16 protein-coding genes and 1 pseudogene are annotated in these 18,870 nt (G+C 67.2%); 4 read left to right on the top strand and 13 right to left on the bottom strand.

All coding sequences use genetic code 11. From position 1 onward, the window contains the following. Positions 1 to 183: 183 nt before the first annotated feature. A pseudogene (locus tag A5745_RS02525) lies at positions 184 to 1,473 on the top strand (HNH endonuclease signature motif containing protein); the annotation flags it as partial. 16 nt (positions 1,474 to 1,489) lie between these two features. On the opposite strand, the gene A5745_RS02530 reads toward A5745_RS02525, so the two are convergent. Both A5745_RS02530 and A5745_RS02535 read right to left on the bottom strand, forming a co-directional pair. Next, positions 1,490 to 2,578 carry a dihydrodipicolinate reductase gene (locus A5745_RS02530; protein ID WP_076063629.1) on the bottom strand — a complete coding sequence of 363 codons (1,089 nt, stop codon included), beginning with the start codon at positions 2,576 to 2,578 and terminating at the stop codon, positions 1,490 to 1,492. Positions 2,579 to 2,583: 5 nt separating this feature from the next. After that, complete coding sequence (locus tag A5745_RS02535; RefSeq protein WP_076063627.1) at positions 2,584 to 3,582, bottom strand: Rieske 2Fe-2S domain-containing protein; 999 nt, start codon at positions 3,580 to 3,582, stop codon at positions 2,584 to 2,586. A gap of 164 nt (positions 3,583 to 3,746) precedes the next feature. Here A5745_RS02535 and A5745_RS02540 point away from each other — a divergent pair, with 164 nt between their 5' ends. Both A5745_RS02540 and A5745_RS02545 read left to right on the top strand, forming a co-directional pair. Then, positions 3,747 to 4,355: a TetR family transcriptional regulator gene (locus A5745_RS02540; RefSeq protein WP_076114997.1), complete on the top strand. Its 609-nt coding sequence runs from the start codon at positions 3,747 to 3,749 to the stop codon at positions 4,353 to 4,355. Then, complete coding sequence (locus tag A5745_RS02545; protein WP_076114998.1) at positions 4,352 to 4,864, top strand: GNAT family N-acetyltransferase; 513 nt, start codon at positions 4,352 to 4,354, stop codon at positions 4,862 to 4,864. The genes A5745_RS02540 and A5745_RS02545 overlap by 4 nt, the downstream gene beginning before the upstream one ends. Before the next feature lie 5 nt (positions 4,865 to 4,869). Here A5745_RS02545 and A5745_RS02550 read toward each other — a convergent pair whose 3' ends face one another. The 6 genes from A5745_RS02550 to A5745_RS02575 all read right to left on the bottom strand — a co-directional run bounded on the left by A5745_RS02550 (position 4,870) and on the right by A5745_RS02575 (position 11,282). Next, positions 4,870 to 5,967, bottom strand: coding sequence for a 2Fe-2S iron-sulfur cluster-binding protein (locus A5745_RS02550; protein ID WP_371336797.1), 1,098 nt, complete (start codon positions 5,965 to 5,967; stop codon positions 4,870 to 4,872). A gap of 16 nt (positions 5,968 to 5,983) precedes the next feature. Continuing rightward, positions 5,984 to 7,783 carry an SDR family oxidoreductase gene (locus A5745_RS02555; protein ID WP_076115000.1) on the bottom strand — a complete coding sequence of 600 codons (1,800 nt, stop codon included), beginning with the start codon at positions 7,781 to 7,783 and terminating at the stop codon, positions 5,984 to 5,986. A gap of 3 nt (positions 7,784 to 7,786) precedes the next feature. Beyond that, positions 7,787 to 8,707 carry a metal-dependent hydrolase gene (locus tag A5745_RS02560; RefSeq protein WP_076115001.1) on the bottom strand — a complete coding sequence of 307 codons (921 nt, stop codon included), beginning with the start codon at positions 8,705 to 8,707 and terminating at the stop codon, positions 7,787 to 7,789. Between the two features lie 80 nt (positions 8,708 to 8,787). Beyond that, entirely contained in the window at positions 8,788 to 10,233 is a 1,446-nt protein-coding gene (locus A5745_RS02565; protein ID WP_076115002.1) for an NAD(P)/FAD-dependent oxidoreductase, read from the bottom strand. A gap of 19 nt (positions 10,234 to 10,252) precedes the next feature. After that, positions 10,253 to 10,738 carry an SRPBCC family protein gene (locus tag A5745_RS02570; RefSeq protein ID WP_076063616.1) on the bottom strand — a complete coding sequence of 162 codons (486 nt, stop codon included), beginning with the start codon at positions 10,736 to 10,738 and terminating at the stop codon, positions 10,253 to 10,255. A gap of 16 nt (positions 10,739 to 10,754) precedes the next feature. Continuing rightward, positions 10,755 to 11,282, bottom strand: coding sequence for an Lrp/AsnC family transcriptional regulator (locus tag A5745_RS02575; protein ID WP_076115003.1), 528 nt, complete (start codon positions 11,280 to 11,282; stop codon positions 10,755 to 10,757). Between the two features lie 67 nt (positions 11,283 to 11,349). Here A5745_RS02575 and ald point away from each other — a divergent pair, with 67 nt between their 5' ends. After that, positions 11,350 to 12,477 carry an alanine dehydrogenase gene (gene ald, locus A5745_RS02580; protein ID WP_076115004.1) on the top strand — a complete coding sequence of 376 codons (1,128 nt, stop codon included), beginning with the start codon at positions 11,350 to 11,352 and terminating at the stop codon, positions 12,475 to 12,477. Between the two features lie 2 nt (positions 12,478 to 12,479). Here ald and A5745_RS02585 read toward each other — a convergent pair whose 3' ends face one another. The 5 genes from A5745_RS02585 to A5745_RS02605 all read right to left on the bottom strand — a co-directional run bounded on the left by A5745_RS02585 (position 12,480) and on the right by A5745_RS02605 (position 18,843). Then, positions 12,480 to 13,517, bottom strand: coding sequence for a nitronate monooxygenase (locus tag A5745_RS02585; RefSeq protein WP_076115005.1), 1,038 nt, complete (start codon positions 13,515 to 13,517; stop codon positions 12,480 to 12,482). A gap of 4 nt (positions 13,518 to 13,521) precedes the next feature. After that, complete coding sequence (locus A5745_RS02590) at positions 13,522 to 14,889, bottom strand: pitrilysin family protein (RefSeq protein WP_076115006.1); 1,368 nt, start codon at positions 14,887 to 14,889, stop codon at positions 13,522 to 13,524. Then, entirely contained in the window at positions 14,870 to 17,155 is a 2,286-nt protein-coding gene (locus A5745_RS02595) for a polyribonucleotide nucleotidyltransferase (RefSeq protein ID WP_076115007.1), read from the bottom strand. The genes A5745_RS02590 and A5745_RS02595 overlap by 20 nt, the downstream gene beginning before the upstream one ends. A gap of 281 nt (positions 17,156 to 17,436) precedes the next feature. Continuing rightward, on the bottom strand, positions 17,437 to 17,706 hold the full coding sequence (rpsO, locus tag A5745_RS02600; RefSeq protein ID WP_076063605.1) for a 30S ribosomal protein S15: 270 nt from the start codon (positions 17,704 to 17,706) through the stop codon (positions 17,437 to 17,439). Positions 17,707 to 17,871: 165 nt separating this feature from the next. After that, positions 17,872 to 18,843, bottom strand: coding sequence for a bifunctional riboflavin kinase/FAD synthetase (locus A5745_RS02605; RefSeq protein ID WP_076063603.1), 972 nt, complete (start codon positions 18,841 to 18,843; stop codon positions 17,872 to 17,874). Positions 18,844 to 18,870: the final 27 nt, after the last annotated feature.

Raw genomic sequence — 18,870 nt, forward strand, 5'->3', positions numbered from 1 at the left:
TTGCTTACGGCCATCTGTCGTCGTCGGGCCGTCTCCATTCGCTCCAGCAGGCGCAGCCTGACCGCGGGGCTCAGGACGTCGAAGTTCAGGCGCCGGATCGCCGCGTCGGCGGCGTCCTGCGCTTCCAAAGCGGCAGCCACTTCGGCCGGAACCTCGATCGAACGCATGTTCGAATTCTAGGTCCTGAGCCCCGCGGTCAGGCTGCGCCTGCTGGAGCGAATGGAGACGGCCCGACGACGACAGATGGCCGTAAGCAACGACGTCATCGGCGGCCTCGCGAAAGAGGATCCGGCCGACATTGGCGGCCCGGTCCACAAAGTGGTCGCCGACTGGCTGCGGATCAGCTGCGCCGAAGCCGGCCGTCGGGTCCGCGACGCCAAACAGCTTTCCCCGCGCCTGACGCTCACGGGCGAGGAATTGCCACCCGAGCTGCCGGCCACCGCCGAGGCCTGGCGCGAGGGGCTGCTTGACGGTCAGCACGTGCGGGTGATTCAGACATTCGTCGCTGACCTGCCGGATGCGATACCCGTCGAAACGGTAGAAAAAGCCGAGCGCTTTCTGGCCCGCCAGGCGATGAAGCTGCGTCCCGACCAGCTTCAGAAGGTGGCGCACCAATGCGCGCTGCGGATCAATCCCGACGGCAAATTCTCCGACTCTGACCGCGCGCGGAAGCGCGGCTTCACATGGTGCGGTCAGCGCCCCGACGGGATGAGCCTCGGGAAGCTGGTGGCATCCCCGGAATTGCGCGCCGGCCTCGACGCGTGGCTGGCCCGGTTCGCCGCGCCCGGAATGTGCAATCCGGACGACCAAACCCCTTGCGTCGAAGGCGAACCCACCGAGGAGTCGGCGGTCAGCGACACGCGCAACCATGCCCAGCGCCAGCACGACGCGCTGAACGCCCTGGTGCGCGGCCGGTTGGGCGATCCGAAACTCGGCGTGCACAACGGCTTGCCGGTCACCGTCATCGTGTCGACCACGCTGCAGGAACTGACGTCGGGCGCGGGCCGGGCAGTCACGGGCGGCGGGACGCTGCTGCCGATGCGCGACGTGATCCGCATGGCCGGCCACGCCTACCACTACCTGGCCGTGTTCGACGACCACTCAAGCCGGCCGTTGTACCTGGGCCGGTCAAGACGAATCGCGTCACCGGATCAACGAATAGTCCTCTACGCGAAGGATCGCGGCTGCACCCACCCCGGCTGCGACGGACCCGGCTACTGGTCCGAGGTCCACCACGTCGACGACTGGGCCACAGGCGGGATGACCGATGCGGACAAGCTCACCTTCGCCTGCACACCCCACCACAAGCTGATCGAAAAAGGCTGGCGGACAAGGAAACTCCCCGACGGTCGCACCGCGTGGATCCCGCCACCGCAGCTGGACCGCGGCGCGCGCACCAACGACTACCACCACCCGGAACGCCTCTTCGACGATGACGATGACGATGACGATGACGACGACGAAGCCCCTTGACGCCCCATCACCGGTGCTACCTCTTGAACCGCCCCGCGAAGCCGCGCAGCGGCAGGTCGGCGCTGGTGATCAGTCCCGGGGGCGCCGCCACCACCGACTTGATCGAGTACAACGCGGGCATCCCGGTCACGGTCATGCCGATCGAGGCAAAGTTGTCCGGGTTGGACAGGTCCACACCGGGTTTGGGGAAAATCATGTGTTTGTTGTAGATGCACGGGTCGCCCTTGATCTGGGTGATGTAGCAGCCCTTGATGTTCCAGCTCGGGTCGGTGTGCGGGGTCATCTGCCACTCCAGGTGCGTCTCGACCCGCGGCACCCCGTCGACGATGCCCTGGTATTTGAGATAGTTGCCGCCCAGCGAGCCCTTGGGGAGCGTGTACCAGCCCAGGTCGACGTCCTTGGTGCAGGCGCCCAATTCGTAGCTGAACTTGACCTCGTCGAGCGGCAGATCGAAGCAATCCGCCATCATCAGCACGCTGTCGGCGAAGACGCGGGTGTACTTCTCCAACTTCGACGGGATTTCGGGATCGTCGACGGGCTGGCCGTAGCCGACCTCGATCCAGGTGTCCTTGGAGTGGTGGCATGACACGTCGACGGATTCGATGGTGGTGATGTTCTCGATGTCGGCGACGTCGGCCGAGCACACGACGCCCAGAATCTGGTTCAGCCCCGGGTTCATCCCGGTGCCGTAGAAGCTCGCACCGCCCTTCTCGCACGCCTCCGCCAGCAGCTGGGTCACCGGCTTGCCAGACGGGTGCGGGTGGTTCTTGTCGCGATGCCAGCCGGTGATCCAGTCGGCGGTGGTGACGATGTTGATCCCGGCCTCGAGCACTTTGACGTAGAGGTCCTCATCGGGAAAGACGCCGTGAAACGTCAGCACATCGGGCTTGGCGGCGATGATCTCCTCGACGCTCCCGGTAAACGTCACCCCGTTGGGAGCCAAGCCGGCGAACTCGCCCGTGTCCTTGCCGACCTTCTCCGGCGAATAGCAGTGCACGCCAACGAGTTCCAGGTCGGGCTGGGTGGCGATCCGCTTGATCATCTCCGAGCCGACGTTTCCACTTCCGACCTGGAAGACGCGGATCGGTCGAGCGGGTGCGTTCATGAAGTTCAGCCTTTCTGGGATGCTGCGTAGAACTGCTTGGCCCACTTGCGAATCGCGGTGAAACCCTCGTACTCATCGGTGGCCAGCGCGGGTGGATCCGAATAACGTTGGTGCTGCCAGATTTCGACATCCTGCTCGAACTGGCGGATCACTTCGCGGCCGAACTCCTGCGCCCTGGTCTCGGCCCGGGCCGGATCCTTGCCCGCGCCAACCTTAGGGCGGCCGATGTAGACCATGAACCGGACGTCCGAGGTGCGCTCGTCGACCGGTGTGATCGCCGAGATGGTGCGGTTGTCGACCATGCCCCAGCTCTTGGTCACAGCGATTCCCAGGCCGCCGTTGATGGCCTCCACCCCGCTGTTGACGTCCTCGATCTTCTGGCCGTCGTCGCCTTCGAAGGTGATGGTGAAGTCGACGAACGAGACCGGCTCGTCGAAGTCGTGCCGGGTGAAGACCGGCACGATCGGGGTGTTGTGCACGAACTTGAAGTGTGCGAAGTCGACGCCGTTTTCCAGCACGTATTGCGGGTGCAGCTCGAGGCTTTCGCGGTACAGGCGCTGCTGTGGGTAGTAGTCGTCGGCGCTGCTGCCGTCGCCGAACGCGGCAAATACGTCGGGCGCGTCGAAATAGGGCTCGCGACGTTCGGCGTCGTGCCAGATGTAGACGGACTCGTTGCGTTCGACGACCGGATAGGTGCGGATGCGCCGGCCGCGGTTGGGATGGTCCTGATACGGGATGCACACGTTGCGCCCCTGCGGGCTCCACTGCCACCCGTGAAACGGGCATTGCAGCACCTCGCCTACCACCTTGCCGCCGTAGCCCAGGTGCGCGCCGAGGTGTTCGCAATAGGCGTTCATCACGGTGAGCTCGCCGGACTCGGCGCGCCAGGCGACCATCTCCTGGTCGAAGTACTTCATCCGGTGCACGTCGCCGACGCCGATCTCGTCGGACCACGCGACCTGGAACCATCCGGTCGGTTTCATCGACAACGGCGGCTTAGCCATTTAACCCTGCCATCAGAGCCCTCCTTCGCGAACAGAATCACAGACGCGCAGAATCACAGTACCGTCTATGAAAATGTTAGGCTAGGCGGGTGCCCGAAACAAAAGCCGCCGGTCGGCGCCCCAATCGGCGGCCCAATCGGCGTGGCAACGCGACCCGCGAGAGCATGCTGGAGGCCGCGCTGCGGTCGCTGGCATCGGGCGAACCGGGCTCGGTGTCGGCCAACCGCATCGCCAAGGACATCGGCGCCACCTGGGGCGCCGTGCAGTACCAGTTCGGCGACACCGACGGTTTCTGGGCCGCGGTGCTGCACCGCACCGCCGAGCGGCGGGCCGCGACCTTCTCCGCGCTGTCCGCGCCGGTCCACCCGGACGCACCGCTGCGAGAGCGTGTCGGCGCCATCATCGAAACGCTCTACCGCGGCTTGGCGTCGGCGGACTCGCGCGCGATCGAGAATCTGCGGGCCGCGCTGCCTCGGGACCCTGACGAGCTCGAGCGTCTCTACCCGCGAACCGCCACCGAACTGTTCTCCTGGGGCAAGAGCTGGCTGGACACCTGCCAGCATGCCTTCGCCGGTCTCGACGTCGATCCCGAACGGGTACGCGAGGTGGCCGCCCTCATCCCCGGCGCGATGCGCGGCCTGGTGTCGGAGCGCCAGCTGGGGTCGTATGCCGACCTCGACATGGCGCGTCGGGGTCTGACCAACGCCCTCGCCGCGTACTTGGAGGGTTCGCGAGACAGTGATCATCGGAGATCATCGGAGAACACCGAATGATCAGGATCCGTGAAGCCACTCCGGCCGATTTCGCTGACGTCGCACGGATGCACTATCCCGTGTGGCGGCAGTCGTGGTCGGGGATACTGGCGGACCACCTGCTCGACATTCTCGGCTCGCCGCGGCGCTGGGCCACCGAGACTTACCCGCAAGATCTCAGTCGACCCGGCTGGTCCATGTGGATCGCGGAGGCCGACGGCAAGACAGTCGGCGTGACCATCTTCGGACCCGACGAGGTCAATCCCGAAGACCTACAAATCGACGCCCTCTACACCGCGGAGGAAAGCCAGGGCTGCGGCATCGGTGGCCGCCTACTCGACACGGCGGTGCGCGCCAACCCCTCCGGCGACGTGATCTTGTGGTGCGCCGAAAAGAACTGCAAGGCACGCGAATTCTACGAGAAGAGAAACTTCCGCCTCGATGGCCGCACCCTGGTCTGGAAGCCACTGCCCGACGTGCCCGTGCCGCATGTGGGCTACCGGCTGTATCGATCTCCGGCACGAGACTGACCCCGTCAGGCGTCGATGACCAAACGATCGCCCTTTGCCCGCGACACGCAGACCACCATCTCGTCGTCGCCGACCGCGGTTCGGCCGCGGTGATCGACTTGTCCGGCAAGGACTTTGACCTTGCAGGTCCCACAGAAACCCTGCTGGCAGGAGTAGGCGGTCGTCGGATCGTGGTCGAGCATCACGTCCAGCGCGGACCGATTCGCGGGCACGCGCAGCACCCGGTCGGAGCGCGCGAGCTCGAGCTCGAAGGGAACGCCGTCAACCACCGGCGGTGGGCTGAACCGCTCGTAATGCAGTGGCGCATCGGCATGTTCGTTGCGGGCCACCCGCACCGCTTCCAGCATGCCGGTGGGTCCGCACACGTAGACCGCCGTCGTCGGCCCGGCGCCGGCCAGTAGCTCGTCCACGCCGGCCACTCGGCCGTGCTCGTCGTCGGCCCACACAGTGACCCGCTCTGGCGCCACCGCGACCACCTCGCGCAGGAACGGCATGAATTCGCGGCTGCTGCCCGCATAGACGGCGCGCCAGTCGATTCCGCGCTGCTGGGCCACCTGCAACATCGGCAAGATGGGTGTCACCCCGATGCCGCCGATCACAAACAGCACATCGCGCTCGGCCGCGCCCAGATAGAACGCATTACGCGGTCCTTCGAACACCAACGTGTCACCCACGTCGTACGCATCGTGCATCTCGATCGAACCGCCACCGCCGTCGGCGATCCGGCGCACGGCGATGCGGTAGTCGGTGCGCCGCCCGGGCGGACCGCACAGCGAGTACTGCCGTCGCCGGCCCGACGGCAACTGGACGTCGATGTGCCCGCCCGGCGTCCAGGACGGCAGCAATCCGCCGTCGGGATCGGCCAGCGTCAACGCAACGACGTCCGGCGCGGCGAGTTCGCGTTTGGTGACCACCGCGGCCTGCGTCCGCCGCACCGGCTTGACCCGCGACGGCTCCCATCGCGAGACCGAGGCGAATCCGCCGATCACCGTGCGAATCCCCCACAGCACCGTGCCCAGCCGATCGCGGTCGCGGCGGCCATAGAGGTCGGCGGGCCTAGATTCCCAAATGCTTGATCCCCAAATACTTTCCGGCACAGTCAAATCCCTAGCGCTGGCCCTATTTTCGGCGCAGGTCGAAACGCGCGAACAGCCGGATCATCGACGGGCTGATGCGGCTCATCGCGTAGCCGATCCTGGACTCGGCGGCGATCGGTAACACGGCCGGGCCGCGTCCGATGGCCTTGACGATCGCTCGGGCGGTGGCTTCCGGTGTGTAGTTGCGGCGCCGGTAGGCCGCGTCGGCCTTGTCCCGGGCGCGCGCCTGCTGTTCGGCCGACATGCCCGCGTAGATGGTGCTTTTGGCGATGTTGGTATTGACGAACCCCGGGCACACCGCAGTCACGGTGATCCCCTCGTCGGCGAGGTCGGCCCGCAGTGATTCGCTGAACGCCAGCACCGCCGCCTTGGTCGTGCTGTAGGCGACCATGGATTTCGACGGCAGGAACGCCGCCGCGGACGCCACGTTGATGATCGTTCCGCCCTCGCCCCGCTCGACCATCTGGGCGCCGAACGCCCTGCTGCCGGAGATGACGCCGCGGACGTTGACGCCGAGGATGTCGTCCCAGTTCGCCGACGTCGTCTCCAGGAACCGGCCGGCCATTCCGATGCCGGCGTTGTTCACCAGGATGTCGACGACACCGTGCTCGTTGAGGACTTGTGCGGCAAGGTTATTCATCGCGGATTCGTCGCTGACGTCGGCCTGGTACACCGCCGCCTCGGCGCACGCGGCGCGAACGGCGTCCGCGGTTTCGTGGGCGGCGGCCAGATCGCGATCGACGATCACGACCTTGCGCGCGCCGTGCCGGGCCAGTTCGACCGCGGTGGCCCTGCCGATGCCGGCACCTGCCCCGGTGACGAGGGCGAGCTTGCCTTGTACCTCGCGCGGTCCGCCGCGCACGCCCAGCCCGGCGAGCGCGCCGCTGATAGTGCTGTCGACAGCGCGATCGACGTTACAGTCGACCCATTCGGCGGTCAGCCGGGCGATGACCTCGGGGCGCGAGGTCACCACCCAGTGGCCGCCCTCGATCGAAATCACCCGGCCGCCATCGGGTATCGCGCCGGTGAACCGTTGCAGGGCCGGCGTCACGAAGACGTCCCTGCGCGGCACCAGCACCTGGACCGCCACGGTGGTTTTGGGTAGCTCCGGCCCCGGCGACAAGAACGGCGCGGGCATGTTCTCCCGGTACAGGTTGAGCCCGTTGACATAGTCGGCAACGGAGCGCGGCGCCTTGTGGTACTTGCTCCGCGTGCTCGACCGGCCGATACGTTCCAGAGCTTCAACGACTTTCACGCCCAGGCGCGAGCGAAACGCCAACTCCGGCACAACCGGACACAGGAAGAAACCGATATAGCCCGACGACACCAATTGCCTGGCGACCTGGGCCAGCGTCCGGGGCGAGCGGCCGGATCGCAGGAAGGCGCCCGCGTATCGCAGGTGCGGACCCGAGATCGACGTGAAGGAGGCGACCCTGCCCATGACCGAGTCGCCCATCACCGGATCATCCGTGACGGCGGCCCAGGCCTGAATCGAGCCCCAGTCGTGGGCCAGCAGGTGGACCCGCTGCACTCCCAGGCTGTCGATCACCGCGCCGATATCGGACACCAGCTGTCCGAAGGCGTATCCGGATCGTCTTGGTGGACGGGATGATTCGCCGGCTCCGCGCACGTCGTAGGCCACCAAGTTGTAGCGGTCCGGGTAGCGCGCTCCGAATTCCTCGGCCACCGGGTCCCACACGTGGTGGTTGTCGGGATAGCCGTGGATAGCCAGGATGGTCGGGCGCGCCGGGTCGATCTCGGTGTAGGCGTGAACCGCCAGCTCGACGCCATCGGACGCGGTGATGCGGGACGTGATGCTCATAGATCAGTGCGACGCGCGGGCGGCGGGCGAGAGGGCCAGATAGTCGACCGCGAGCCCCAGCCCGCCCAGCTGCGACGGGTGGAACCCCGGCCGGTAGTAATCGGCGACGACCCGGATGAATCGCATAGGCCCGGGGACCAGGCCGCGCCGGGCCGCCCGAAAGTAGTCCCGCCAGCGCGGCTTGGTCCCGGGCGGCAGCTGCGGATCCACCGAGTACATGAACCGCACCCCGCGAATCCACAACCACAGCATCGCGGGCGTCACCACCAGCTGGGCGCGCACCTGCCGCCAGTATCCGGCCCGCAGGTGCTTCATGGTGTCGAAGGCCACCGCCTTGTGCTCGACCTCTTCGGCCCCGTGCCACCGCAGCATGTCCAGCATGGTCGGGTCGGTGCCAATCGCATCGTGCGCCGGGGCATTCAGAATCCACTCACCCAAAATCGCGGTGTAGTGCTCGATCGCCGCCACCAAGGAAACCTGCTCCAGCAGCCAGCTGTGCTGTCGCCGGGGGCTCCACCGCGGCCGTTCGCCCAGCAGCTTTCCGAACAGCCAGCCAATCTGGTCGGTGTAGGGCGTCACGTCGACGCCTCGGGCGGCGAAGTGGTCGAGCACCCCGGAGTGCGCCTGGGAATGCACGGCCTCCTGACCGATGAACCCCTGCACATCCAGCCGCAGCTGATCGTCTTTGATCAACGGCAACGTCCTCTTGAAGACGTCGACGAAAAACTCCTCGCCCGCCGGCAGCAGCAGGTGCAACACGTCGAGGACGTGGGTGGCAAACGGCTCGCCGGGCACGTAGTGAAGCGGCAGCTTCGCCCAGTCGAACTCGACGTCGCGAGCTTCGAGCACGAGGCGCTCGTGGTCCAGCGACGTCCCGGACCGGCCATAGTGGGGCCCGGCGGCCTGGTCGTCGACGGTGAACATCACGGGCAAGTATAGTGACTCGGCCCAGATATGCGAAACCGCCGGTACCGGGTTTTGCGCCCGTGGGATGTCCGAGGGATTTATGCCAACTCGTACTGACTGGGATCGGGGTTGGCCAGCATGGAGCGGTGCTCGGCCGGGGTCAGCGGCCACACCTCGGGCACCCCGTCCTTGTTCAGATACCAGCTGTTACAGCCGGTGGTCCACACGGTGTCCGGCATCGCGGCACGCAGCTTCGCGTTGAAACGCTCGGTTGCCGAGGCCGTCGGCTCGATAGTGTCGAATTCGCCGCGGCGCCAGCGCTCGATCCAGCCCAGGATGTGGTCGGACTGTGATTCGGCCACCGTCGTGAGCGCCAGGTTTCCCACCGGGCTGTGCGGCCCGAGCATCATGAAGAAGTTGGGAAAGCCCGACAGGGCGACCGTTTGGTAGGCCCTCGGACCGTCGCGCCAGACGTCGTTGGCGCGGATGCCGTCCCGGCCGATCAGCTCCATCGGCCGGAAGAACGCGTGCGTGTCGAATCCCGTTGCGAACACGATGATGTCGGTCTCGTGCAGCACGCCGTCGTCGGTGACGATGCCGCGCCGCTCCACGTGGTCGATGCCGGCGGTGACCAGCTCGACGTCGTCGCGCTGCATCGCCCGGTAAAAGCCGTTCGACATCACCAACCGTTTGCACGCCGGCGTGTAGTCCGGTGTCAGCGCCCGGCGCAGTTCGCGATCGCGCACCTCCCAGAGGCTGGCGCGGCACAGCGCCGCCATGATCCGTCGGCGCAAGCCGGGCTTGATCAGCCCCACCGAGAAGAAGTCGTAGGCGCGGCTGTACCCGCGATACGCCAACCCGTCGAGCCACGGGATCTTCCGCCGGGTAATGGCGGTGAACCTGCTATATCGGGGATTGGCCAGCCGCAGCACCCATTGCGCGGTGCGCTGGAACATCGTGACGTGACCGGCCAGCCCGGCCAGGCCGCTGACGAGCTGGACACCGGTAGATCCGTTGCCCACCACCGCGATTCGGCGCCCCCGCAACGTGACGTCGTGATCCCAGCGCGCCGAATGGAAGACGTGGCCGGCGAAGTCGTCCAGGCCGGGGATCGACGGCATCCGGGGGTGATGCAGCACGCCGGTGGCCGAGATCAGGAAGTCCACGGTGGACTCGTCGCCGGCATCCGTGTGCAGCACCCAGCGGCCGTCCTCGAAGTGGGCATGGGTGATTTCGGTGCCGAACCGGATGCGGTCCCGCAGCCCGAAGCGATCGGCGATGGCACAGAAATACGCCTGGATTTCGCCGCCCGGCGAGAACAGGTGCGACCAGTCGGGTTTGCGGGCGAACGAGTACTGGTAGACCCGCGAGGGTATGTCGCAGACCAGGCCGGGATAGGTGTTCTCGCGCCAGGTGCCGCCCACCTCGTCGGCCTTCTCGTAGATGGTGACATCGGTAATTCCGCTGCGCAGCAACGCAATTGCGACGCACAACCCGGACATGCCGGCTCCGACGACGGCTACGGCGGGATCGCGTCTTGTCATCGGTGCCACCGCCCTGGAGTTACCCGCCCTCGGCGCGCTGCTTGAGGCGCTGCAGGGTGAGCTCGATGTGTTTTCTGTTGGCGGCCACCCGGTCGGTCACGCCGGTGGCCCTGCCCGCGAGCTTGGCAAACCAACCCGGCCGGCGGTCCCAGGTGCTTTCGGTGACCCGGCACCCGCCGCCCGACGCGTCCAAATCAAGCGCCGCCAAGTCGGTGATGTCGTATTGCCACCGCGCGATCGGGAAGACCGTGTGCCGCACGTCGAACGCGAAGGTGCGGCCCGGCTCGGCGTCGGTGACGGTGCATTTCGTGCTCCACCGCTTGCCGCCGTTTTGGTTGTGCCCGACGAACACCGCACCGGGGCGGACGGCGTCACCCTTGAGCCATTCCATCGCCACCGCCTCCTCGGCAAGCGACGCCAGCGTCGGCAGGTCGGTGATGAGCCCGTAGACCACGTCCGGGCGGGCGTCGATCTGAACGCTGGCCGACACACAGGGCTCACTCATTGGTGGATCATATGCCCTAGATGGGCGCCGCCCCACGGAGATGTTCGAAGATCAGCGACGTCTGGGTGCCGGCGACGTCGGCGTCGGCGTTGAGGTTTTCGACCACGAACGAGCGCAGGTCCTGGGTGTCGCGCGCGGCGACGTGCAACAGGAAATCGTCTGCGCCGGCGAGGAAATAGACGTCCATCACCTGCCGCCTGCGGCGGATCTGTGCGATGAAGCTGCGGATCTTGCCGCGCGCGTTGGACTGCAGGCTGACGGAGATCATCGCCTGCAGGGGCATCCCCACCGCGACCGGGTCGATGTCGGTGTAGAAACCCCGGATGACGCCGAGGTCCGTCAACCGGCGCACCCGGCCATGACACGTCGACGGCGCGATCCCGACCGCCTCGGCGAGCGCGTTATTGGGGATGCGCGCATCGGCGTGCAGCAAACCCAGGATCCTGCGGTCCACGCCGTCCAGATCGACGGGTAGATCAACGGGCCGAACATCCTTCGGTGAATCGTCCGGGGCAGCCGCTGGTTTCGCTAACTTATCGGCCATATGTGTACTTTATAGAATTATCGTCAGCATGTTTGAAGGCTCTCCGAACTTTCTTCACACTTGAGCCATGCGCGTCGGCGTCGTGACCGAGACCAAGAACAACGAATTCAGGGTGGCCCTCACCCCGTCCGGCGTGGTCGAACTGACGCGCCGCGGCCACGAGGTGCTCGTGCAGGCAGGCGCCGGCGAGGGCTCGGCAATCTCCGACGCGGATTTCAAGGCCGCGGGTGCCCAGCTGATCAACACCGCCGGGCAAGTGTGGTCCGAGGCCGATCTGCTGCTCAAGGTCAAAGAACCGCTGCCCGACGAGTACGCCAGCCTGCGGCGCGGCCAGACCCTGTTCACGTTCTTGCATTTGGCCGCATCGCGCGCCTGCACCGAGGCGTTGTTGTCGTCCGGCACGACCTCGATCGCGTACGAGACCGTCCAATCGGCCGACGGCGCGCTGCCGCTGCTGGCGCCGATGAGCGAAGTCGCGGGCCGGCTTTCCGCGCAGGTCGGGGCTTATCAACTGATGCGGACCCACGGCGGGCCTCCCCATCGTCGCGGCGTGCTGATGGGCGGGGTGCCCGGCGTCGAACCGGCCGACGTGGTGGTGATCGGCGGCGGCACCGCGGGCTACAACGCCGCCCGGGTGGCCAGCGGCATGGGCGCGGCGGTGACGGTTTTCGACGTCAACATCGACAAGCTTCGCCGGCTCGACGCGGAGTTCGGCGTCGCGGTCCGCACCCGCTACTCTTCGGCCTACGAGCTCGAAGGCGCCGTGAAAGCGGCCGACCTGGTGATCGGCGCCGTCCTGGTGCCGGGCGCCAAAGCGCCCACGCTGATCTCGAATTCGCTTGTCGCACATATGAATCCGGGCTCCGTATTGGTAGACATCGCGATCGACCAGGGCGGCTGCTTCGAGGACTCCCGGCCGACCACCCACGATTGCCCGACGTTCACCGTGCACGACACGCTGTTCTACTGTGTGGCGAACATGCCCAGCGCAGTACCGAAGTCCTCGACCTTCGCGCTGACCAACGCGACGATGCCGTATGTGCTGAAGCTCGCCGACCAGGGCTGGCGGGCGGCGTGCCGGTCGGATCCCGCTCTGGCAAAAGGGCTTTCGACGCACGACGGTGCGCTGTTGTCCGAGCGGGTGGCCGCCGACCTGGATTTGGCGTTCACCGAACCGGCGAGCGTGTTGGGCTAACTCTATTCGACGAGCCCGGCGATGATGTCGGCTGCGGGCCCGGGACGGGCGTCCTTGAACCCCGTTCCGGCCCAGAGGTTCATGCCGTTTGGGTCCCCGCGTTCGGCCGCCGCCGCGCGGATCGGCGCCGTCATGTGGTTGACCTCCGGATAACCCAGTGGCGCAACGCGATCAAGCAGGCGGATGAACTGATTCTCCAAACTTCGCGCATACCGGCCGGAGAACGCGCGCGTGACGATGGTGGCGGTGAAGAGCGGATGCTTCAGGGCAGAGCGGTGTGCGGCATGGGTGCCGGCTTCGTCGCTGAGTAGCAATGCCGTGCCGACCTGCGCGGCCACCGCTCCCCTGTCCAGCACCCCGGCCACATCCTCGGCGGTGCCCAGCCCGCCCGCCGCGATGAGCGGGACGTCGTGTGCCTTGCGAATCCGGGCGAGCAGCTCGTGCAGCGACTCGGTATTGGGCTCCATGTCCGGCGCAAAAGTGCCGCGGTGCCCGCCGGCGTCCGGGCCCTGGACCACCAGGCTGTCGGCACCCGCGGCGAGGGCCACGCCCGCCTCGTACGCCGACGTCACCGTGACCATGACCAATAACCCCAACGCGCCGAGCCGGCGGATGACATCCGGCGACGGCACACCGAACGTGAACGACACCAGCTCCGGGCGTAGATCGGCCACCACCTCGAGCTTTCGCTCCCAGTCGTCGTCGTCGCCTGATTGGGGGTATCCCACCTCGACGTTGTAACTGTCGGCGATCTCGTCAAGTTCATCCGCGTAGTACTCGAGCTGGAGGAAGTCGGCGACGCTGGGTTGGGGCACAAACAGATTGACGCCGAGCGGGCCGGTGGTGGCGGCGCGCGCCTTGGCGATGTCGTCGGCGAACTGCTCCGCGCTGAGGTACCCGCCGGGTATGAAACCGAGCCCGCCCGCGTTGGTCACCGCCGCAGCCAGCGCCGGGGTGCCCGGGCCTCCGGCCATCGGCGCGCCGACGATGGGCACCATGATGTCCCAGAAGCCCAGTACCCGCTGGCCGACCAGTACCATCGGGCTAATTTACCATCGCCCGAAGTTGTTGGGGCAGCGACCGTTTCGAGGCAAAGGGTCCCAAAACCGCGGCGCCGTAGCGCTTGCTCAGCAGCCGGTGCGCCACCGCGTTGACCTCCTCAACGGTCACCTCGTCGATTTGCCGCAGGGTGTGTTCGATGCTGCGGTGCTTGCCGTAGTTCAGTTCGCTGCGGCCGATCCGGCTCATCCGGGAGCCGGAATCCTCCAGGCCCAGCACGATCCCGCCCCGCAACGAGCCCTTGGCGATGCGGCATTCCGCTTCGGTGATCCCGTCGCGTGCCACCGATTCGAGCACCGCGCTTGTCACTCGCATGACGTCGGCGAATCGTTCGGGCAAACACGCGGCATACACCGAGAGCGCGCCACTGTCGGCGAAGATGTCCAGCGCCGAGTAGACGGAGTACGCGAGCCCGCGCAACTCTCGAACCTCTTGGAAGAGCCGCGAGCTCAGCCCGCCGCCCAGGGCGGTGTGCAGCACCGAGAGCGCCCAGCGGTGCTCCCAACCGCGCCCGGGCGTGCGCACGCCCAGGGACACGTGGGTCTGCTCGGCGTCGCGGCGTCCCAGCAGCAATCCGCCGCCGCCACCGTTCACCCGTCCCGAGCCCTTGCGGGGCGCAACGGGATGACGCCCGCGGACCAACCGAGGCCCGAAGTGCTCGCGCACCAGCTCGACCACGTGGTCGTGGTCCACGTTGCCGGCTACCGCGACGACCATGCGTTCCGGCGTGTAACGCCGCACATGGAACGAATGCAGCTGGGCGCGCGTCATCGCCGACACCGATCGCGCGGTGCCGATGACCGGCCGGCCCACCGGGTGATCGCCGAACAGCGAGGCCAGGAACATGTCGCCCAGCGCGTCCTCGGGGTCGTCGTCGCGCATCGCGATCTCCTCGAGGACGACGTCGCGTTCGAGTTCGACGTCGTCGGCGGCGCAGCGGCCGTTGAGCACCACGTCGGCGACGAGGTCGACGGCCAGCTCCAGATCGCTGTCGAGCACGTGCGCGTAGTAGCAGGTGTGCTCCTTGGCGGTGAAGGCGTTCAGCTCCCCGCCGACCGCGTCCATCGCCTGCGCGATGTCGACGGCGTTGCGGGTCGGGGTCGACTTGAACAGCAGATGCTCCAGGAAGTGCGCCGCCCCGGCAACGCTGGCACCCTCGTCGCGCGATCCGACGCCGACCCAGACCCCGACCGACGCGGAACGCACCGCGGGCAGGTATTCGGTGACCACCCGCAGGCCCCCCGGCAGCGTGGTGCGGCGCAGCGCGGAGCTCGTCGCCTCGACGTCGTGACTACCCCGGCGCAACGCGCCCGCAGGGTCAGCTGCTGGCCTTCTAGACGGAACTGGGGGCATCGGCTGGCGCGGTCTCCTGGGGCGCTCCGGCATCGGCGGGTTCGGCGGTTTCGATAGCCACGTCTTCCGCCACCAGGACCAACGAGATCTTGCCGCGCTTGTCGATATCGGCGATCTCGACCCGCAGTTTGTCGCCGACGTTGACGACGTCCTCGACCTTCGCGATCCGCTTGCCCTTGCCGAGCTTGGAGATGTGCACCAAGCCGTCGCGTCCGGGCAGCAGCGAGACGAATGCACCGAAATCCGTTGTCTTGACCACGGTTCCGAGGAATCGCTCGCCGACAGTCGGCAGCTGCGGGTTCGCAATGGCGTTGATCTTGTCGATCGCGGCCTGCGCCGAGGGCCCGTCGGTGGCGCCGACGAACACGGTGCCGTCGTCCTCGATGGAGATCTGCGCGCCGGTCTCCTCGGTGATGGCGTTGATGACCTTCCCCTTGGGGCCGATGACCTCACCGATCTTGTCGACCGGCACCTTGATGGTGGTCACCCGCGGCGCGTACGGGCTCATCTCGTCGGGGGCGTCGATGGCCTCGGCCATGACCTCGAGGATGGTCAGCCGCGCGTCCTTGGCCTGCGCCAGCGCACCCGCGAGCACCTGCGACGGGATCCCGTCGAGCTTGGTGTCCAGCTGCAGCGCGGTGACGAAGTCCTTGGTGCCGGCGCACTTGAAGTCCATGTCGCCGAACGCGTCTTCCGCCCCGAGGATGTCGGTCAGAGTGACGAAGCGCCGCTCGGTTTTTCCGTCGACCTCGACGTCGTCGGAGACCAGCCCCATCGCGATACCGGCCACCGGCGCCTTGAGTGGCACGCCGGCATTCAGCAGCGCCAGGGTGGAGGCGCAAACGGATCCCATCGAGGTCGAGCCGTTGGAGCCCAACGCCTCGGACACCTGGCGGATGGCGTACGGGAATTCCTCGACGCCGGGCAGCACCGGGATCAAAGCCCGCTCGGCCAGGGCGCCGTGCCCGATCTCGCGCCGCTTGGGCGAGCCGACGCGGCCGGTCTCGCCGGTGGAGAACGGCGGGAAGTTGTAGTGGTGCATGTAGCGCTTGGACGTCTCGGGTCCCAGCGAGTCGATCTGCTGGGCCATCTTGACCATGTCCAGCGTGGTCACACCCAGGATCTGGGTTTCGCCGCGCTCGAACAGCGCGCTGCCGTGCGCGCGGGGAACGACGGCGACCTCGGCCGAGAGCGCGCGGATGTCGGTGATGCCCCGGCCGTCGATGCGGAAGTGGTCGGTGAGGATGCGCTGACGTACCAGCTTCTTGGTCAGCGAGCGGAACGCGGCGCTGACCTCTTTCTCGCGGCCCTCGTAGGTCTCGGCGAGACGAGCCAGCACCTCGGCCTTGAGCTCGTCGGTGCGCGCGTCGCGCTCGGCCTTGCCGCCGATGGTCAGCGCCTTGGCCAGCTCGTCGGTGGCCACGGAGGCCACCGAGTAGTACACGTCTTCCTGGTAGTCCGGGAACGTCGGGTACTCGGCGACGGGCTTGGCGGCGGCCCCGGCGAGCTCCTCCTGCGCGGTGCACAGCGCGGCGATGAACGGCTTCGCGGCCTCCAGGCCTTGCGCCACAACGGTTTCCGTCGGCGCCTGCGCGCCGCCCTCGACGAGCTCGATGACCTTCTCGGTGGCCTCGGCCTCGACCATCATGATGGCCACGTCGGGACCATCGGAGCCCTCGACCTTGCGGCCGGCCACCACCATGTCGAAGACGGCCCGCTCGAGCTGCTCGACGGTGGGGAAGGCGACCCAGGTGCCGTCGATCAGCGCCACCCGCACGCCCCCGATGGGACCGGAGAACGGCAGGCCGCTCAGCTGGGTGGAGGCAGACGCGGCGTTGATCGCCAGCACGTCGTACAGGTCGTTCGGGTCCAGGCTCAGGATCGTCACCACGACCTGGATCTCGTTGCGCAGCCCATTGACGAACGACGGGCGCAGCGGGCGGTCGATGAGCCGGCAGGTCAGGATCGCGTCGGTGGACGGCCGGCCCTCGCGGCGGAAGAACGAGCCGGGGATGCGGCCCGCGGCGTACATCCGCTCCTCGACGTCGACCGTCAGCGGGAAGAAGTCGAAATGCTCCTTGGGAGACTTGCTGGCGGTGGTCGCCGACAGCAGCATGTTTTCGTCGTCCAGGTACGCGACGACGGCACCGGCGGCCTGCTGGGCCAACCTGCCGGTCTCGAAACGGACGGTGCGGGTGCCGAAGCTCCCGTTGTCGATGGTGGCGGTCGCCTCGAAGACGCCCTGTTCAATTTCAGCTACAGACATGACGTTGTCCGTACGGCCTCTCTGGGTATTCAGCTTTTTCGCGCGCCCACGCATCACCCGAGAGCAAAAGTCTGAATGCGGCTACGGCCATCGATCGAAGCGGCCGACCTACCCCAGATCCGGAGAGCCCGGCAGCCACTACCGAAGACCGCCCGATACAGACCGGGCTGCTCCCTTGCGACATGCGTACCAACACGCTGGAACGGCACACGCGGATCTGCGCGAACCGCACCGTTTGCCCAGGCCGAGTCGGCCCAGAACGCTCCCACTCTACACGGGGGTCAGCGGCGCAGACCCAGCCGCTCGATCAGCGAGCGGTACCGCTCGACGTCGATCTGCGAGATGTACTTGATCAGCCGGCGCCGGCGCCCGACCAGCAGCAGCAGTCCCCGCCGCGAGTGGTGATCGTGCTTGTGCACCTTGAGGTGCTCGGTCAGGTCCGCGATCCGCTTGGTCAACAGCGCGATCTGCGCCTCCGGGGATCCGGTGTCGGTGTCATGCAAGCCGTACTGGCTGAGAATTTCTTTTTTCTGCTCGGCAGTAAGCGCCACGAAATAACTCCATCAATTGGTCCGCGATCATGGATTCTCGAGCGCGGCCACCGCGAACCGCAGCACGCGCCGATGTCGTCCGGCAGTTTATCAGCCGGGCGGCGCCCGGCCCGAATCGTCAGCCCGTGAGCAGGGACGGCGCCCGCCCCGAATCGTCGGAGGCGGTCACTCCGTGAGCAGGGCGCGCGCCCGCTCGGTGTCCTTGTCCATCGCGGCGACCAGGTCGGCCACCGAGTCGAACTTGTGCTGCGGCCGGATGCGTGCGACGAAGTCCAGGGCCACATACTGCCCGTACAGGTCGGCGGTGGTGTCCAGGACGAACGCCTCCACCGTGCGGGTGCGTCCGGAGAAGGTCGGGTTGGTGCCGACGGACACCGCGGCCTGGTAGCGCTCGCCGGGGACGACGGTGCCGGTCATCGGTCCGGGGCCGAGCACGGTGAACCAGGCGGCGTACACGCCGTCGGCGGGGATGGCCGAGTACATCGGGGGCGCCACGTTCGCGGTGGGAAAGCCCAGCTCGGCGCCCCGGCCGTGGCCACGGACCACGACGCCCTCGACGCGATGGGGGCGGCCCAGCGCCTCGGTGGCCGCCACCATGTCGCCCGCGTCCACGCAGGACCGGACGTAGGTGGAGGAAAAGGTCACGGTCTCGCTGTCGTGGTGCTCGGAGAGCAGTGACATCGACTCGACCGCGAAGCCGAATCGCTCGCCGGCCTTGCGCAGGGTGTCGACCGTGCCGGCGGCCTTCTTGCCGAACGTGAAGTTCTCCCCCACCACGACCTCGACCACGTGCAGGTTTTCCACCAGCAACTCGTGGACGTAGCGCTCGGGGGTGAGCTTCATGAAGTCGCTCGTGAACGGCATCACCAGGAAGACGTCGATGCCCAACTCCTCGACGAGCTCGGCGCGGCGGGTCAGCGTCGTCAGCTGGGCGGGATGACTGCCGGGATAGACCACTTCCATCGGGTGGGGGTCGAACGTCATGAGCACGGCCGGCACGTTGCGGGTGCGGCCGGCTTTCACCGCGTGCGCGATGAGTTCGGCATGGCCACGGTGCACACCATCGAACACGCCGATTGTGACCACGCATCTGCCCCAGTCCGTGGGGATCTCGTCCTGGCCCCGCCACCGCTGCACGACCGCAAGCCTACGGCGCCGGGTGGC

The sequence above is a fragment of the Mycobacterium sp. IS-2888 genome, from assembly GCF_001954215.1.
Taxonomy (GTDB): domain Bacteria; phylum Actinomycetota; class Actinomycetes; order Mycobacteriales; family Mycobacteriaceae; genus Mycobacterium.

Excerpts from the sequence above, each read along its gene's own strand:
- ald (WP_076115004.1), top strand. The coding sequence starts at position 11,350 with ATGCGCGTCGGCGTCGTGACCGAGACCAAGAACAACGAATTCAGGGTG.
- A5745_RS02560 (WP_076115001.1), bottom strand. The coding sequence starts at position 8,707 with ATGTTCACCGTCGACGACCAGGCCGCCGGGCCCCACTATGGCCGGTCC.
- A5745_RS02530 (WP_076063629.1), bottom strand. The coding sequence starts at position 2,578 with ATGAACGCACCCGCTCGACCGATCCGCGTCTTCCAGGTCGGAAGTGGA.
- A5745_RS02590 (WP_076115006.1), bottom strand. The coding sequence starts at position 14,889 with ATGCCCCCAGTTCCGTCTAGAAGGCCAGCAGCTGACCCTGCGGGCGCG.
- A5745_RS02545 (WP_076114998.1), top strand. The coding sequence starts at position 4,352 with ATGATCAGGATCCGTGAAGCCACTCCGGCCGATTTCGCTGACGTCGCA.
- A5745_RS02575 (WP_076115003.1), bottom strand. The coding sequence starts at position 11,282 with ATGGCCGATAAGTTAGCGAAACCAGCGGCTGCCCCGGACGATTCACCG.
- A5745_RS02535 (WP_076063627.1), bottom strand. The coding sequence starts at position 3,582 with ATGGCTAAGCCGCCGTTGTCGATGAAACCGACCGGATGGTTCCAGGTC.
- A5745_RS02565 (WP_076115002.1), bottom strand. The coding sequence starts at position 10,233 with ATGACAAGACGCGATCCCGCCGTAGCCGTCGTCGGAGCCGGCATGTCC.
- A5745_RS02540 (WP_076114997.1), top strand. The coding sequence starts at position 3,747 with ATGCTGGAGGCCGCGCTGCGGTCGCTGGCATCGGGCGAACCGGGCTCG.
- A5745_RS02595 (WP_076115007.1), bottom strand. The coding sequence starts at position 17,155 with ATGTCTGTAGCTGAAATTGAACAGGGCGTCTTCGAGGCGACCGCCACC.
- A5745_RS02555 (WP_076115000.1), bottom strand. The coding sequence starts at position 7,783 with ATGAGCATCACGTCCCGCATCACCGCGTCCGATGGCGTCGAGCTGGCG.
- A5745_RS02570 (WP_076063616.1), bottom strand. The coding sequence starts at position 10,738 with ATGAGTGAGCCCTGTGTGTCGGCCAGCGTTCAGATCGACGCCCGCCCG.
- A5745_RS02585 (WP_076115005.1), bottom strand. The coding sequence starts at position 13,517 with ATGGTACTGGTCGGCCAGCGGGTACTGGGCTTCTGGGACATCATGGTG.